Source organism: Thermophagus sp. OGC60D27 (assembly GCF_052400625.1).
Classification (GTDB): Bacteria; Bacteroidota; Bacteroidia; order Bacteroidales; family Marinilabiliaceae; genus Thermophagus.
This window is the reverse complement of record NZ_JBQTGH010000002.1, coordinates 85,585-99,210: the sequence shown is the minus strand read 5'-3', so window position 1 is coordinate 99,210 and position 13,626 is coordinate 85,585. Positions and strand designations below refer to the sequence as shown.

Sequence of the window (13,626 nt, the reverse complement as noted above, 5' to 3'; positions counted from 1 at the left end):
AGCTAGAAAGAGGCTGTCCAAATGAATCAGACAGCCTTCTTTATCTTGGAAAGATAATTGATAAGTTTATCCGTTTTTGATAGTAAATTTAAAAAATTAATTTAGGCTGATTTCATATGGAATCCTTGCCTGTATCGGGTAGCTATCCTGCATACCATTAATGATTCTAAGGGTTCTTGCATATTCTGAACTATTCCAAAATAAGTTATTCATGTATGCTTTTGCATCCCCTGTAATATTTTTCAAAAATTGCTCCATAGGAGTTAGTTCTTCAGGCAATTCCACAATTCTGAAATTATCTGCGATATTTGCTTTTTGTGCAGCTATTTCAACCGCTCTGCCTATGCCCCCTAATACATCAACCAGATTGATTTCTAATGCATCTTTGCCACTCCATACACGTCCCTGTCCAATCTCGTCAATGGCTGCTTTAGAGGTTTTCCTGCCTTCTGCGCATCGACCAATAAAAGTGTTGTATGTATTTTCTACAAATGCCTGCATTAATTCTTTCTCATCAGGCGTAAAAGGCCTGTCAATGGCCGGCATGTCTGCAAACTTATTGGTCTTAACTCTGTCGGTTGTGATTCCTATTTTATTGAAAAGACCTTTTACATTCGGAATAAGTCCAAATACCCCTATTGAGCCGGTTAGTGTATTCGGATGTGCCACAATTGTATCGGCAGCACAAGCTATGTAATAGCCACCTGATGCCGCCAAATCCCCCATGGAGACAATCAGAGGTTTTGTGTCAGAAGTTAATTTTACTTCGCGCCAAATAATTTCTGACCCTAATGCCGATCCACCAGGAGAGTTGATCCGTAGAACAACAGCCTTTATTGTTGAGTCGCGGCGGGCTTGACGAATGGTACGGGATAAATCATCGGAAACGATCCCTTCGGAATCTGATCCGTCAATTTCACCTTCGGCATAAATTATAGCAATTTTATTTTTTGAAATTCCTTTTTTGTTATCCGGTACATAAACATCGGCATACTTTCGGATGTTTATGCTGTTAAGATCTTTTTTGTAGTTTGTGTTGGTAGAGTCCTTGAGCTCAATGAGAACCTGATCTTTATATTTTAATGCGTCCACTAGTCCTGATTGTATGAGAAAATTTTCATTTTGGAACATGGGAACCTGATCGGCAATATTATTAAGCTTTTCCAATCCTAATTTTCGAGAGGCATCAATTTTGGTTAAGATATGACGCCAAATGGAATGAGTATAGGTTTGGGTTTGTAGGCGAGCTGCTTCGCTCATTTCTGTTCGGGTGAATGGTTCAACGGCTGATTTAAATTCACCATGTCGGAAAACTTGCATTTCGATTCCAAGCTTTTCCAAGGTATTTTTAAAGAAAGTACGATTGGCACTGATCCCTTGAAATTCAAGCATTCCTCCAGGATTGAGGTATACTTTATCCGCTGCTGATGCCAGATAATAAGATTTTTGGGAATAAATAGATGCAAAACTGATAATAAATTTGCCTGCTTTTTTGAACTCTAACAGCGCATTTCTGATTTCCTCAATAGATGCATACCCACCCATGACGATTCCTGACTCCATATAAATGCCCTTGATGCGGTCATCTCGCTGAGCTTTTTTTATGGAAGAGAGAATTTGATTGAGCCCAATGGGAGCAGTTTCGCCTAATAATTCAGAAAAAGCTTCAGATATGGGGTCAGATGATTTTCTTTCCACTATGGGACCGTCCAGTTTTAATACCAGAATACTGTTATCTTTTACAGTTACTTCCTTTTGGCTTGAGGCGGCCATTATTCCAACCATTATAAAGAATCCAATTAAGAGGATTCCAATGGTAACAAACGAGCCAACAATGACAGCTAGTGTGTACTTGAGAAATTTCTTCATTTCCAAAACAATTATATGATTAATTTTTTTAGAAAAATAAGTATCTTATTTTTCCCGTTTCTACAAATTTGCGAAAAAAAAATATATTAGACCCGTAAAACGAATTTTTTGATGTCAAAAGTTGTATTATTGGTTGGAGGTAATCAGTCTGGGACTAGGGAGGCCCTACAAAAGGCACTTCAGGCTATTGATGAAGAAATTGGTAAAGTAGTTTATCTTTCGGGTCTATATACCAGTCCCCCCTGGGGGTTTCAGCACCCTAATTGGTTTTTGAATCAAGCATTGGAAATTGAAAGTACTTTACGTCCTCAGGAGATTTTAAAAAAAACGCAAAATATCGAAAAACAATTAGGACGAAAAAAAAAGACGACCACTCACTATGAAGGTCGTCTAATCGATATTGATATATTGTTTGTTGAAAATGAAATAATAAATTGTCCAGAACTGCAAATACCACATCCGAGACTGCATCTTCGGCGTTTTGCGTTACTTCCTCTTTGTGAATGGATGTCAGAATTTATACATCCTCTCTTAAAAAAGAGTATTTTAACGTTACTGTTCGAATGCCCGGACAGTGGTGAGGTTAGAAAATTGGGTTAAAGTTTTGGTCCATAGGCGAGATCTCCGGCATCGCCGATCCCCGGGACAATATATGATTTTGCATTTAGCTCATCATCTACAGCGGCTAACCATAAGGTCACAGGTTCTTCTTCAAAAATATCAGAGATGTATTCAACTCCTGGCTGACTGGCAATTATGCTTACAAAATGGACATGTTCTGGTTGCCCGTTGGCGAGAATAGCTTTGTAGGCCAATTCTAGTGATGAACCGGTCGCAAGCATTGGGTCTGCCATGATGACTGTTTTCCCGGTAAGATCTGGAGCTGAAATGTATTCAATATGTATCTCGAACTCTCCATCAACATTGTATTTTCTAAAGGCTGAGACAAATCCGTTTTCGGCTCGGTCAAAATAGTTTAATATGCCGTTATGAAGTGGAACACCAGCTCTCAGAATGGATGTGACTACCAGCTTCTCTTTAGGACGCCATTCTGTTGCTGAACCTAAAGGAGTTGTGATTTGTGTGGGTTGATAAGTGAGGGTTTTACTAATTTCATAAGCGAAGATTTCACCGATACGTTCCAGATTGCGGCGAAATCGAAGAGGGTCGGTTTGGATTTCCACGTCACGCATTTCGGCTATGAAGTTACTTAGAATGCTGACCGGCTGATTAATGTGCTTAATTTCCATTTACGATTTTTAATTGCAAAAATAATGTTAAACTTCGAATTTCCCAGTCGGATTTATTTCTGAAATCATTGTTGGTGATGAATCTTTGGGTTTTGTAGTGTCCTAATGATGAGATTGGCTGAGAATAAGGGTTGCTAAAGTTCTCATTGTCAGCAAAAATACTTTTGTGATGAAAAAGGGGAGATTTGAAAGAATTTTTATTACAGAATTCCTTTTCTGAATTTTATGCATTGATGATAGTCAAAAGAAATCATGGACATCAAATCTTGGCAATGGAACGGAATTTCAAGTGTTAGATTTTTCTCACAATTGGTTTCCAGAATATGATTAATGGCACGGAAAATCGCAAATCTTTTTTTCCCCTCTTCATTTTCAATGCAATCGAAAAGGAATAAACGGTTGTTTGATTTAATTAAAAACAATGCACCTATTAGTTCATTTCTTGGTGAGTAGACGGTGTATATCCCTGCACTTTTATAGCGTAAGGCATAATTGATGATACGAATTAGTTGCATATTTTGCAGGGTTGTCCTTTTTTTAATTTTATGTCTGAAACTCATATATTCATCTGAACGAATGGAGCGCATTACAAAAGTGCCATCATTTATTGGTAAGATATTTTTCGCCTGTTCGGAAAATCGTTCAATAATTTTATTGTAGGGAGCAATCATGTCGAGAACCGGTACTTTCTTGACACTAATATGAGAATGGCTTTCTAGACGATTAAAGTGGTTGAGGATAAGGGTGACATGGTGATAAGGGATGGCCTTTAAAAAGGTAGATACTTTTTCGGCTGGTAAATATTTTGGAGAATAAACACCAAGCGATGCTGCCCTTGATGGTTGTTTGACTAGGGTTAATCCCATCCTTTTTTTTAAAGGTAACGGACAAATGGTCTCATAATCACCTTCTATCAAGAGATCCCAGTCGTCGCAAACGAGATCAAGGTACCATGAATAAGCGAAAATATTCGCATTAAAAGAATTTTTAAGGCTGTTATCGTAACGACTCCTGTCGATATCTTTATTTTTTATGTATTTAATCTCCATATAAAATTGTTTGTCTGCTGGTTGGGGGTTAGCTTTGAAGGATGCCTTCATCAGCAAAGCTAAAATAGTGGTTTTCGGCAATAATCACATGATCCAGAATTGTAATGTCAAGAATTTTTCCGGCTTCATTTAATTTTTTTGTGATGACTATGTCTGCTTTGCTTGGATTTTTGTTGCCGGAGGGATGATTGTGGCAGAGTATTATAGAGCTGGCATGTTGATAGAGAGCTTTTTCCATAATCAGACGAACGTCGATCACCGTTCCTGAAATACCACCCTTACTGAGGTTAAATTGTTGTACTACTTTGTTGGCCTGATTGAGCAATAAAACCCAGAACTCTTCATAGTGAAGGTCTGACAATAAGGGGTGCATCAAAGCAAATACATCTTTACTTTCCTTAATTTGGTAGCGCTGCAGGGGGACTGTTAGCTGCCTTCGTCTTCCGAGTTCTAGTGCGGCTACAATAGTGATTGCTTTGGCTTTTCCAATACCATGATATTTTTTGCACAGGGCTTCAACTGTCACTTTGCCTAGCTCATTCAAATTGTTGTGGGCATCATTTAGAATTTTCCTGGCAAGATCGACTGCTGACTCTTTTTGACTTCCAGATCCAATAAGTATTGCCAGAAGCTCTGCATCGGAAAGGGAGGAGAGCCCTTTTTTCAGCATTTTTTCTCGCGGTCGGTCTTCTTCTGCCCAATGTCGAATACTAACTTTTTGATATCCTTCCATTGCATTGCCTCTTTTTTACCCGATCCCCGCTTTATGTGCCGGTGTAGGTGAGAGGACGGGGCGAGGTGAAACCAATTATGCAGATGAAGATATAAAAAAAAACCTTTCCATTTATGCTATGGAAAGGTCATTGCAGTCCCTAGGGGAATCGAACCCCTGTTTCAAGAATGAAAATCTTGCGTCCTAACCACTAGACGAAGGGACCGTAAAAAGCAAAATTGCTTAAGCCAATTTATTTAGATGTCGAGCCAATTTTGATTTGATATTGGCTGCTTTATTTTGATGAATAATGCTCTTTTTGGCAAGCTTATCGATCATGGAGGTCACTTGAGGGAATAATGCTTCCGCTTCCGATTTGTCAGTAGTATTCCTCAACTTTTTAATAGCATTACGAGCTGTCTTGGCGTAATACTTATTATGAAGTCTTTGCTTCTCACTTTTCCGTATTCTCTTTTTTGCCGACTGATGATTTGCCATCTTGTTTCTTGCTAAAGGTTACAACTATTCTGCTATTCTGCTTGGCAGTCCCTAGGGGAATCGAACCCCTGTTTCAAGAATGAAAATCTTGCGTCCTAACCACTAGACGAAGGGACCTTTCGAATTTCATTTTTGTTAAAAGTGATTATACTGTTATTCCTATTTGCCACTTTGATTACAATATCAAAAATGAGGTATTATTTACAGTATGTCACTATTATTTGAAAAAATGACTTTTTCAAATGCGGATGCAAAGATAAATCAAATTTCACTTCCTGCAAATTTCCATGAGAAAAAATATGATGATTGGGCAAAAAATATGTGTGGTCTAATTTGTGAATAATTAGTGCTTGATGGCATTCCTGTGATAAATGAGTGTATTGTGTGGTTATGTATTTAAGATGAGGTGAGTGTGGAAAACACATGTGTGAATATGTTAAAAGGTTTTGCAGGGTCTGTTTAAAGGATTGGGAAAAAAGATTTTAAGGAAAAAGTGGACGAACACAAAAAAAGTGTGTGATTTCTTTTTTGCTGGTATGATTGTTTGTATTTTTGCCATCCTAAGTGTTGAAAAATTAATAAAGGAAAGAGGTGGGATTAAAATTGTGAGGTTTAGAATGGGGAAGATGCTTTAATTTTTTATGGGTTTAATTGATTTGAAGGCATTGTAGATAAATTAGTGATTGAAGAAGGATTTTGTGCTGATTAGGGCGCTGATTTTGTCATGTTGAATCTATGTATAATTGGTAGATTAGTTATTTGATTTAAATTTTTGCAATTTATTATTCATCAAAAATGATATGCTTATGAATACTTCTGTAGTGATGCAAGAACACAAGGAAAAAATTGCGACACGTGTTTTTGAAACAAGAGTAGAGGGATCTAAATATGTCGCAAAAGCCATTGCGTCTCTTATCAAAGAGAAAAACAAATTAGGCAAACCTACGGTTTTGGGATTGGCTACCGGGAGCTCGCCGCTATTGCTGTATAAGGAATTGATAAGAATTCATAGAGAAGACGGGTTGAGTTTTAAAAACGTGGTTACATTTAATTTGGATGAATACTATCCAATGGACCGTGAGAGTAAGCATAGCTATTATCGGTTCATGTATGAAAATCTTTTTTCACATTTAGATATTGATCCGAATAATGTTTTTATCCCTGACGGGACCTTGGCAATGAAGGATCTCGACGAGTATTGTTCTGCCTATGAGAATAAGATTATTTCGATGGGGGGAATAGATATTCAGGTGCTAGGTATTGGTCGAAGCGGACATATAGGATTTAATGAGCCAGGGTCCTTGGCTTCAGATGAAACGCGTTTGGTGCATTTGAATAAATTGACGATTGAGGATGCAGCAATGGGGTTTGGCGGCGAAGAAAATGTTCCCAGATCAGCGCTTACCATGGGAATTAAAACCATTTTACAAGCTAAAAAGATCTTTTTGCTTGGATGGGGCGAAGAGAAAGCAGAAGTTATAAAACAAGCGGTGGAAGGACCTGAAACTACCGAAGTTCCAGCTTCGTTTCTTCAAAGACATGCTGATATTCTGTTTGTATTGGATCGATCGGCAGCAACACGTCTTAGTCGGATAGAAAGTCCGTGGTTAACAGGTAGCTGTGAGTGGAATGAAAGAATGAAGAAGAAGGCCTTAATCTGGTTGTCTCAACAGGTGGAGAAACCTATTTTGAAGCTTACCGAAAAAGATTATAAGGCTTGGGGGCTTAATTCTTTACTGGAAACTGCCGGATCTGCATATGACTTAAATATTGAAATTCATAATAGTCTTCAACGAACCATTACAGGATGGCCGGGAGGAAAACCCGGGGCAGATGACAAAACCCGTCCTGAGCGTTCTGAACCATTTCCAAAAAGGGTTATCGTTTTTAGCCCTCATCCGGATGATGATGTCATCTCTATGGGGGGTACCTTGTTGAGATTGTCAGAGCAAGGGCATGAAGTCCATTTGGCCTATCAGACTTCTGGAAATATTGCTGTTTTTGATGATGATGCGCGTCGATTTCTGGATTTTGTGTCCGGTTTTTCAAGGAAGTTCAATGTAGCTCAGGAGGAGATAAATAAAATTTACTCGGAGCTTAAAGATTATTTGCATAAGCATCCGGAAGAAGGCAATAGCAATTCTAAGGTATTGGAGATTAAAGGTCTTATAAGAGAAGGTGAAGCAACAGCTGCTTGTCGATTTTGCGGTGTAAAAGAGCAAAATATTCACTTTCTGGAACTACCTTTTTATGAGACCGGAACTATTGATAAAAAGCCATTATCTTCTGATGATATTGATATCATTGTGAAATTGTTGCGGGAAGTTCAACCGCATCAGATTTATGCAGCTGGAGATCTCCAGGACCCACATGGGACACATGCTGTTTGTCTCAATGCTATTTTTGGTGCTTTGGATATGGTTAAAGATGAAGAGTGGGCTAAAGATTGTTATGTGTGGCTTTATAGAGGAGCCTGGCAGGAGTGGGATATTGAAGATATTGAAATGGCAGTGCCCATAAGCCCAGATGAGCTGATGAAGAAGCGAAAGGCCATCTTTAAACATCAATCGCAAAAGGATGTACCTGTATTTCCAGGTAAGGATTCCAGAGAATTTTGGGAGAGGGCGGAGGATCGGAATCGTGCAACTGCCAGACTTTATGATCAATTAGGATTGACCGAATATGAGGCTATCGAAGCTTTTCGAAGATATCATTTTCTGGACAAATCAAAAAATGTTGCGTTGTAATCCATTTTTCCTCAATTTAGGAAGGAAAGCCTGAAATGTTGGATGGCAATGTTTTTAAAAGGGGCAGGTGTCCGTTAAAAGTGGATGAGGTTTTTTGTGAAGAACAAAAATCTTTATTTTAGTCAGATTAAAGTCCTCTTTATTAGGAATACAGGAGGAGTCAAAAGAAACTAAAAATAAATAATTATGAGTACTGATTCTAAATCACACATTCAAGGGCGCCATTTAATGGTCGCCTTGGTTATTCTGGGGGCGATGTTTTTTGCCATTGGATTTGCGCTTGGGATAAACAGCTATTTGATTCCGTTGCTGAAAAGCCGGTTAAGTATTAGTTCTGCTGAATCATATCTGGTGTTAGCTGCCACATTTTCAGCATTTCTGATTTTTGGGTATCCTGCTTCCTTTGTAATTGCCAAAATAGGTTACAAACGGACTATGGGTCTTTCTTTCTTGCTTTTTGCCCTTGGATTTTACCTTTATATTCCTTCGGGAAAGATGGAAAGTTTGCCATTGTTTCTTGTGGCCAGTTTTATTAGTGGAATGGGGAATACCTTTTTGCAGGCTTCGGTCAATCCTTATGTTACAATTCTTGGACCTATTGAGAGTGCTGCTCGACGGATGAGTATTATGGGAATAATGAATAAATTGGCCTGGCCTGTGGCACCTTTTTTCTTGGCATTAGTAATCGGGAAAAGTGTTGAAACGGTCAGTTTTCCCGATACTACTTTGCCTTTTATTATCATTATAGGCCTTTTTGTCTTGCTTGGGGTTGTTTCATTAATATCACCGTTGCCAGAAGTGAAGGCTGTAGGTGAAGATGAAGCTAATGTGGAAGATTGTCCCTATGCGGCGAAGAAGACCTCGATTTGGCAGTTCCCCCATTTGTTGCTAGGTATTTTGGCGTTGTTTCTTTATGTAGGAGTTGAGACCATTGCCTTGGGGACTATGGTTGATTATGCTGAGAGTTTGAATCTGGTCAATCCTGAGTTTTATGCTTGGATTTCTCCTGTAGGTATGATTATTGGCTATTTGGTTGGGATTGTTTTCATTCCAAAGTATTTGAGTCAATCTACTGCTTTGGTGGCAAGTGCTATCGTGGCCATTGGGGGATCACTGTTGGTTGTGGTTACTCCTCCTGAAATTTCCATATTCTGTGTGGGAATAATTGCTTTGGGGTGCGCTTTGATGTGGCCTGCTATTTGGCCGCTAGCTATGACAGACCTAGGTAAATTTACCAAACAAGGGGGATCTCTTATGGTTGTTGCGATAGTAGGGGGTGCTTTGTTCCCAATAGTCTATGGTTTTATTAAAGATTTAGCTGGCGCACAGAATGCTTATTGGATTGCTGTTCCTATCTTTGGATATATACTCTACTATGCTCTGAAAGGTCATAAAATCCGCATATGAAACGAGCATGACAATGTGAGATTGTCACAACAAGAACATGTATCAAATAATGGTCATACGAGTTCCATCCAACCAATAAATGAACTATAATGTATACGGATGAAACTAGTTGGTCGGACAGGAGGGGTATTTGTGTGTGGGTGAATAGTATTTTTCTAAGAGTTCATTCGACCGGTATAGGATTTTCCTTCCGGTCAAATGAAATTTGGATTTTTTATCAAAAGCTTTCGTTCAAATTATCAAATGTCAAAAAGAGGGAAGAAAATAGCCAGGATAAAAGATATTGCTGAATTGGCAGAGGTTTCGCCTGGAACAGTAGACCGTGTTATTCACAATAGAGGAAAGGTTTCTGATGAAGCGAGGGAAAAGGTACTGAAAAGTATGAAGGCTTTAAATTATGAGCCTAATGTATTGGCCCGAGCCCTCGTGACAACTGGGAAATTTAAAATTGCAGCACTGATTCCGGATCCTGCTAATGATGAATATTGGGAAGCACCCAATAAGGGGGTGGATGAGGCTGAAGCTCAAATGAGGCGATATGGTGTAATTGTGGATAAGTATTTATTTAATCAGAACGATTCAGACTCCTTTAAAGAAGAAGCTGCAAAAATTTCGGAATTGAATTACCATGGTATTTTGGTTGCTCCTATATTTTACCGAGAGTCTCTAGCCTTTTTAAATCGATGGAGTAAAATTGGGATTCCCTTTAATTTGTTTAATACTCATATTCCCGATTATAAGCCGGTATCATATGTTGGGCAGGATTCTTATCAGAGTGGAGTCCTTGCAGGTAAATTATTGCATTATGGGTGTTCTGAAGGAACTTTTGTGGTGGTTCATATTGATAAAGAAATTTCCAATTCAACTCATCTTATCAGAAAAGAGCAAGGATTTATTGATTATTTCAGTGAAAAAGATCCAGATCGTAAGGTTAATATAGTTCGTGCTGAAATTAGTAACTGGGGGGATAAAAATGTATATGAAAAAATTTTGGACGACCTTTTTGAAAAAAATCAAGATATCCGAGGTTTTTTTGTTACGAACTCTCGATCTTTTATTGTTGGAGACTATTTAATCCAACGAAATATGAATTCAATGAAACTTGTGGGGTATGACCTGCTTTCCAGGAATCTTGAATTACTGGAGGCAGGAATAATTGATTTTTTAATAAATCAAAATCCCCAGGGACAAGGATTCTGGGGCGTAACTTTGTTGGTCGACTATTTGGTTTTCAAAAAGGAAGTGGAGTCTATTAAATATTTACCCTTGGATGTGGTAACAAGAGAGAATGCTCAATATTATATTTAGGTGAACTTCGATGTCTTTTATTGCGTTCCTTCAATTCATTTTTTAGGTTCATTACAAAAATGCGGTCCTGAAACGATGAAGATCTAATATTCTTAGATTAAAAAAATCCTATATTTCTAGAACCATTTACTTTTGTCTTGAGCCCCTTTATTTTATTTTTCATGCCTTCTAAATGACCAGTAGAGATCGAGGGTTTGAACCCATTTAATATGCCATTTTCTATGAGATTTTAACATTGCAGAATGTTTTCTAAGGGTTGTTAGGCCCGCTGCCTTTGCACTACTATACCATGAAATTATGAAGGGCAGTGTCTTTATTTCGTTTGGTTGTTCCCCTAATTGATTTAATTCTTTTTTAAGATAGTAACCATCGTAAACCTATTAAAAACGGGGCTGTCTTTTTGGACAGCCCCGTTTCTGCGTTTATTGATTGACAACAAATTGGGAAGGATTTAATTCTTTTATTGATCCGTCCGGAAATTTAGCTTTCAAATCAAGCTTGAAGCCACCGCCACCCTCTGTAAACAAGAGTGAGATGGCGTGATAACCGGCTTTTAATGCCACGGGCTCATCGACTGTTTGGGCTGCATGCAACCCGTCGTTGTTGATAAGTTCTTCCCCGTTCAGATAAAGAATACTGCCATCGTCAGAGGTAAGGAAAAAATGATATATTCCTTCTTCCTTGATTGGCAAATATCCGGTAAAGATCATACCAAACGGTTCATTTTTAGCGATGTCTGGAATGAATTGCTGGTCGCTAACAACCCCTTTCGTTTGTGGTTTTGTTTCATGAAGTTGTTTTACGCTATGGAAAAAGCCTTTGTAGTAGGCATAGCTGAGACCTTGTTTGGCAGGGGTGATCTTATCTGCTGCAGGGATATATTGCACTTTTTTAACCGGGATTTCCAATACAGAGCTTGTTTCGCCTGTCTCGTTTTTTACCGTGATGGCTTTTATTACGCCTGTGTTGGTTACATGGATCGGTTGGATATAGAGTGACGATTCTTTTGAAGGGGTTGATCCATCAAGGGTGTATCTGACTTCTGTATCGGGAATAGGTGCGCTTAGAACAATCTCTGTAGAGTCGAGAAAACCGGCTTTGTTAGTGTTAGCCATTGGTTTAGGTACTTCATAGAAATAATTCACATCAAGAACATCAAGGCGTTTGAAATGGTTTTCCAAACGACGCCGGAAATCAGAGTAATTTCTTTTTTCCTGGGGCGTCCATACGACTTCGGCCAAAGCTGCAGCTCTTGGGAAAACCATGTATTCTGCGTGCTCTTGGGTTTTTACGTATTCGGTCCATAAATTACCTTGTGCACCTAATATATGTTTGGCTTCAGTGGGCGTCAGTTCCTTTGGTACGGGATGGTATGAATACACTTTTTCCAGAGGGAGATAACCCCCAATCGCTAATGGTTCGTTTTTGGGGTCTGTTTGATAAAAGTCGAAGTATAAGTGTGAATTAGGTGTCATTATTACATCGTGGTTCATTTTAGCGGCCTGAATACCTCCGGTTTCCCCTCGCCAGGACATAACCGTGGCACCAGGGGCTAACCCCCCTTCGAGGATTTCGTCCCATCCTATAATCTGACGTCCATGTTTGTTCAGGAATTTTTCTATCCGACCGATGAAGTAGCTTTGTAGTTCATGTTCATTTTTAAGATTTTCTTTGCGGATACGTGCCTGACAAAGCGGACATTTCTTCCATCGATCCTTGGGCGCTTCATCCCCTCCAATATGGATATATTGGCTTGGAAAAATATCGATTACCTCGAGCAAGACATTTTCAAGGAATTCAAATGTTGCTTCTTTCCCTGCACAATAAATATCAGGGAAGACTCCCCATCTTGTGATCACTTCGTAAGGGCCTTCGGTACATCCTACGTGGGGATAGGCGGCCAAGGCGGCCGTTGCATGCCCCGGCATTTCAATTTCAGGAATCACCGTGATATATCGTTGGGCTGCATATTCTACAATTTCCCTGGCTTCTTCTTGTGTGTAGTATCCGCCGTAAGGCTTTCCGTCGAATTTGAAAGGCTTTTTTCCTCCATGACCAATAAGTGTTTCTTTACGCTGACTGGCCACTTCCTGGAGTTTGGGATATTTTTTTATTTCCAGCCGCCAGCCTTGGTCATCGGTTAGGTGCCAGTGAAATTTGTTCATCTTATGCAGGGCCAGCAGATCGATATATTTTTTTATGAAGCTGACAGGAAAGAAATGGCGGCACACATCAAGATGTAATCCACGGTACTGAAATTGAGGCTCATCCTTTATCGTTACTGCAGGAATAACCCAACGAATATCTGACTGAACCGATTGCGATTCAATTTCCGGTGGTAGCAATTGTCGAAGAGATTGAACCCCGTAAAATAAGCCTATTGATTCGGGTGCTTCAATGGTGATTGTATTGTTGGTAACGGCCAAATGGTAAACGCCTTTTTGCCCTGTAATGCCTTCGTTGATATTCAAAAATATGGCATTTTTTGTGGGCTCAGAGCCTGAAAGAAGAGGCAGATTAAACCCTGTTGCTGGGGCGATAAGATTTGCCAGATAACCTGCAACACTTTTAATTTCTTTGTCGTTGGGTGAAAAAATAATTTTTGTATCATCGGATAAGCGAAATTCGCCTCCATGAACTTTCATTTCCTTGGGCAATGGAATGATTGAGAGCTGCTTGCTGGTTGTATCTCCAGACTTACACCCAGAAAAGAGGGTCATGCCTATAGCAATAGATAATGTTAGCATTCTGTGTTTCATTGCGATATTTTTATGGTTATTTTATGA

At 39.1% G+C, this 13,626-nt stretch carries 11 protein-coding genes and 2 tRNA genes; 4 read left to right on the top strand and 9 right to left on the bottom strand.

Annotated elements, in window-relative coordinates; translation table 11 throughout:
• Positions 1–96 precede the first annotated feature (96 nt).
• Positions 97–1,869 carry a signal peptide peptidase SppA gene (gene sppA / locus ACT29H_RS02565; protein ID WP_444820026.1) on the bottom strand — a complete coding sequence of 591 codons (1,773 nt, stop codon included), beginning with the start codon at positions 1,867–1,869 and terminating at the stop codon, positions 97–99.
• 111 nt (positions 1,870–1,980) lie between these two features.
• On the opposite strand from sppA, the gene folK reads away from it, so the two are divergent.
• Positions 1,981–2,469, top strand: a complete 489-nt coding sequence (gene folK / locus ACT29H_RS02560) for a 2-amino-4-hydroxy-6-hydroxymethyldihydropteridine diphosphokinase (RefSeq protein ID WP_444820025.1) — start codon at positions 1,981–1,983, stop codon at positions 2,467–2,469.
• Here the strand turns inward: folK and upp are convergent.
• The 6 genes from upp to ACT29H_RS02530 form a co-directional block, all read right to left on the bottom strand.
• Positions 2,466–3,119 carry a uracil phosphoribosyltransferase gene (gene upp, locus ACT29H_RS02555; RefSeq protein ID WP_444820024.1) on the bottom strand — a complete coding sequence of 218 codons (654 nt, stop codon included), beginning with the start codon at positions 3,117–3,119 and terminating at the stop codon, positions 2,466–2,468. The genes folK and upp overlap by 4 nt on opposite strands.
• Before the next feature lie 200 nt (positions 3,120–3,319).
• Complete coding sequence (locus tag ACT29H_RS02550; protein WP_444820023.1) at positions 3,320–4,168, bottom strand: hypothetical protein; 849 nt, start codon at positions 4,166–4,168, stop codon at positions 3,320–3,322.
• Between the two features lie 28 nt (positions 4,169–4,196).
• Complete coding sequence (gene radC, locus ACT29H_RS02545; RefSeq protein ID WP_444820022.1) at positions 4,197–4,901, bottom strand: RadC family protein; 705 nt, start codon at positions 4,899–4,901, stop codon at positions 4,197–4,199.
• A gap of 133 nt (positions 4,902–5,034) precedes the next feature.
• Positions 5,035–5,106, bottom strand: a tRNA-Glu gene (locus ACT29H_RS02540).
• A 17-nt stretch (positions 5,107–5,123) separates the two neighbouring features.
• Positions 5,124–5,378: a 30S ribosomal protein S20 gene (gene rpsT, locus ACT29H_RS02535; protein ID WP_444820021.1), complete on the bottom strand. Its 255-nt coding sequence runs from the start codon at positions 5,376–5,378 to the stop codon at positions 5,124–5,126.
• Positions 5,379–5,420: 42 nt separating this feature from the next.
• Positions 5,421–5,495 (bottom strand) — tRNA-Glu (locus ACT29H_RS02530).
• 689 nt (positions 5,496–6,184) lie between these two features.
• On the opposite strand from ACT29H_RS02530, the gene nagB reads away from it, so the two are divergent.
• The 3 genes from nagB to ACT29H_RS02515 all read left to right on the top strand — a co-directional run bounded on the left by nagB (position 6,185) and on the right by ACT29H_RS02515 (position 10,840).
• Positions 6,185–8,125, top strand: a complete 1,941-nt coding sequence (gene nagB / locus ACT29H_RS02525) for a glucosamine-6-phosphate deaminase (RefSeq protein WP_444820020.1) — start codon at positions 6,185–6,187, stop codon at positions 8,123–8,125.
• A 186-nt stretch (positions 8,126–8,311) separates the two neighbouring features.
• Positions 8,312–9,532 (top strand): glucose/galactose MFS transporter, encoded by a 1,221-nt coding sequence (gluP, locus tag ACT29H_RS02520; RefSeq protein ID WP_444820019.1) that lies wholly within the window; start codon positions 8,312–8,314, stop codon positions 9,530–9,532.
• A 243-nt stretch (positions 9,533–9,775) separates the two neighbouring features.
• A complete protein-coding gene (locus ACT29H_RS02515; protein ID WP_444820018.1) occupies positions 9,776–10,840 on the top strand; it encodes a LacI family DNA-binding transcriptional regulator in 1,065 nt (354 codons plus the stop codon).
• Positions 10,841–10,937: 97 nt separating this feature from the next.
• On the opposite strand, the gene ACT29H_RS02510 is transcribed toward ACT29H_RS02515, so the two are convergent.
• A complete protein-coding gene (locus ACT29H_RS02510) occupies positions 10,938–11,051 on the bottom strand; it encodes a hypothetical protein (protein ID WP_444820405.1) in 114 nt (37 codons plus the stop codon).
• Between the two features lie 211 nt (positions 11,052–11,262).
• The gene (locus ACT29H_RS02505; RefSeq protein ID WP_444820017.1) at positions 11,263–13,599 is read right to left on the bottom strand and encodes a family 20 glycosylhydrolase; all 2,337 of its coding nucleotides are present in this window, start codon (positions 13,597–13,599) and stop codon (positions 11,263–11,265) included.
• Between the last annotated feature and the right edge of the window lie 27 nt (positions 13,600–13,626).

What these genes read in the sequence shown, in the direction of transcription:
- sppA (WP_444820026.1), bottom strand. Translation starts at nt 1,869, where the DNA reads ATGAAGAAATTTCTCAAGTACACACTAGCTGTCATTGTTGGCTCGTTT.
- folK (WP_444820025.1), top strand. Translation starts at nt 1,981, where the DNA reads ATGTCAAAAGTTGTATTATTGGTTGGAGGTAATCAGTCTGGGACTAGG.
- upp (WP_444820024.1), bottom strand. Translation starts at nt 3,119, where the DNA reads ATGGAAATTAAGCACATTAATCAGCCGGTCAGCATTCTAAGTAACTTC.
- ACT29H_RS02550 (WP_444820023.1), bottom strand. Translation starts at nt 4,168, where the DNA reads ATGGAGATTAAATACATAAAAAATAAAGATATCGACAGGAGTCGTTAC.
- radC (WP_444820022.1), bottom strand. Translation starts at nt 4,901, where the DNA reads ATGGAAGGATATCAAAAAGTTAGTATTCGACATTGGGCAGAAGAAGAC.
- rpsT (WP_444820021.1), bottom strand. Translation starts at nt 5,378, where the DNA reads ATGGCAAATCATCAGTCGGCAAAAAAGAGAATACGGAAAAGTGAGAAG.
- nagB (WP_444820020.1), top strand. Translation starts at nt 6,185, where the DNA reads ATGAATACTTCTGTAGTGATGCAAGAACACAAGGAAAAAATTGCGACA.
- gluP (WP_444820019.1), top strand. Translation starts at nt 8,312, where the DNA reads ATGAGTACTGATTCTAAATCACACATTCAAGGGCGCCATTTAATGGTC.
- ACT29H_RS02515 (WP_444820018.1), top strand. Translation starts at nt 9,776, where the DNA reads ATGTCAAAAAGAGGGAAGAAAATAGCCAGGATAAAAGATATTGCTGAA.
- ACT29H_RS02505 (WP_444820017.1), bottom strand. Translation starts at nt 13,599, where the DNA reads ATGAAACACAGAATGCTAACATTATCTATTGCTATAGGCATGACCCTC.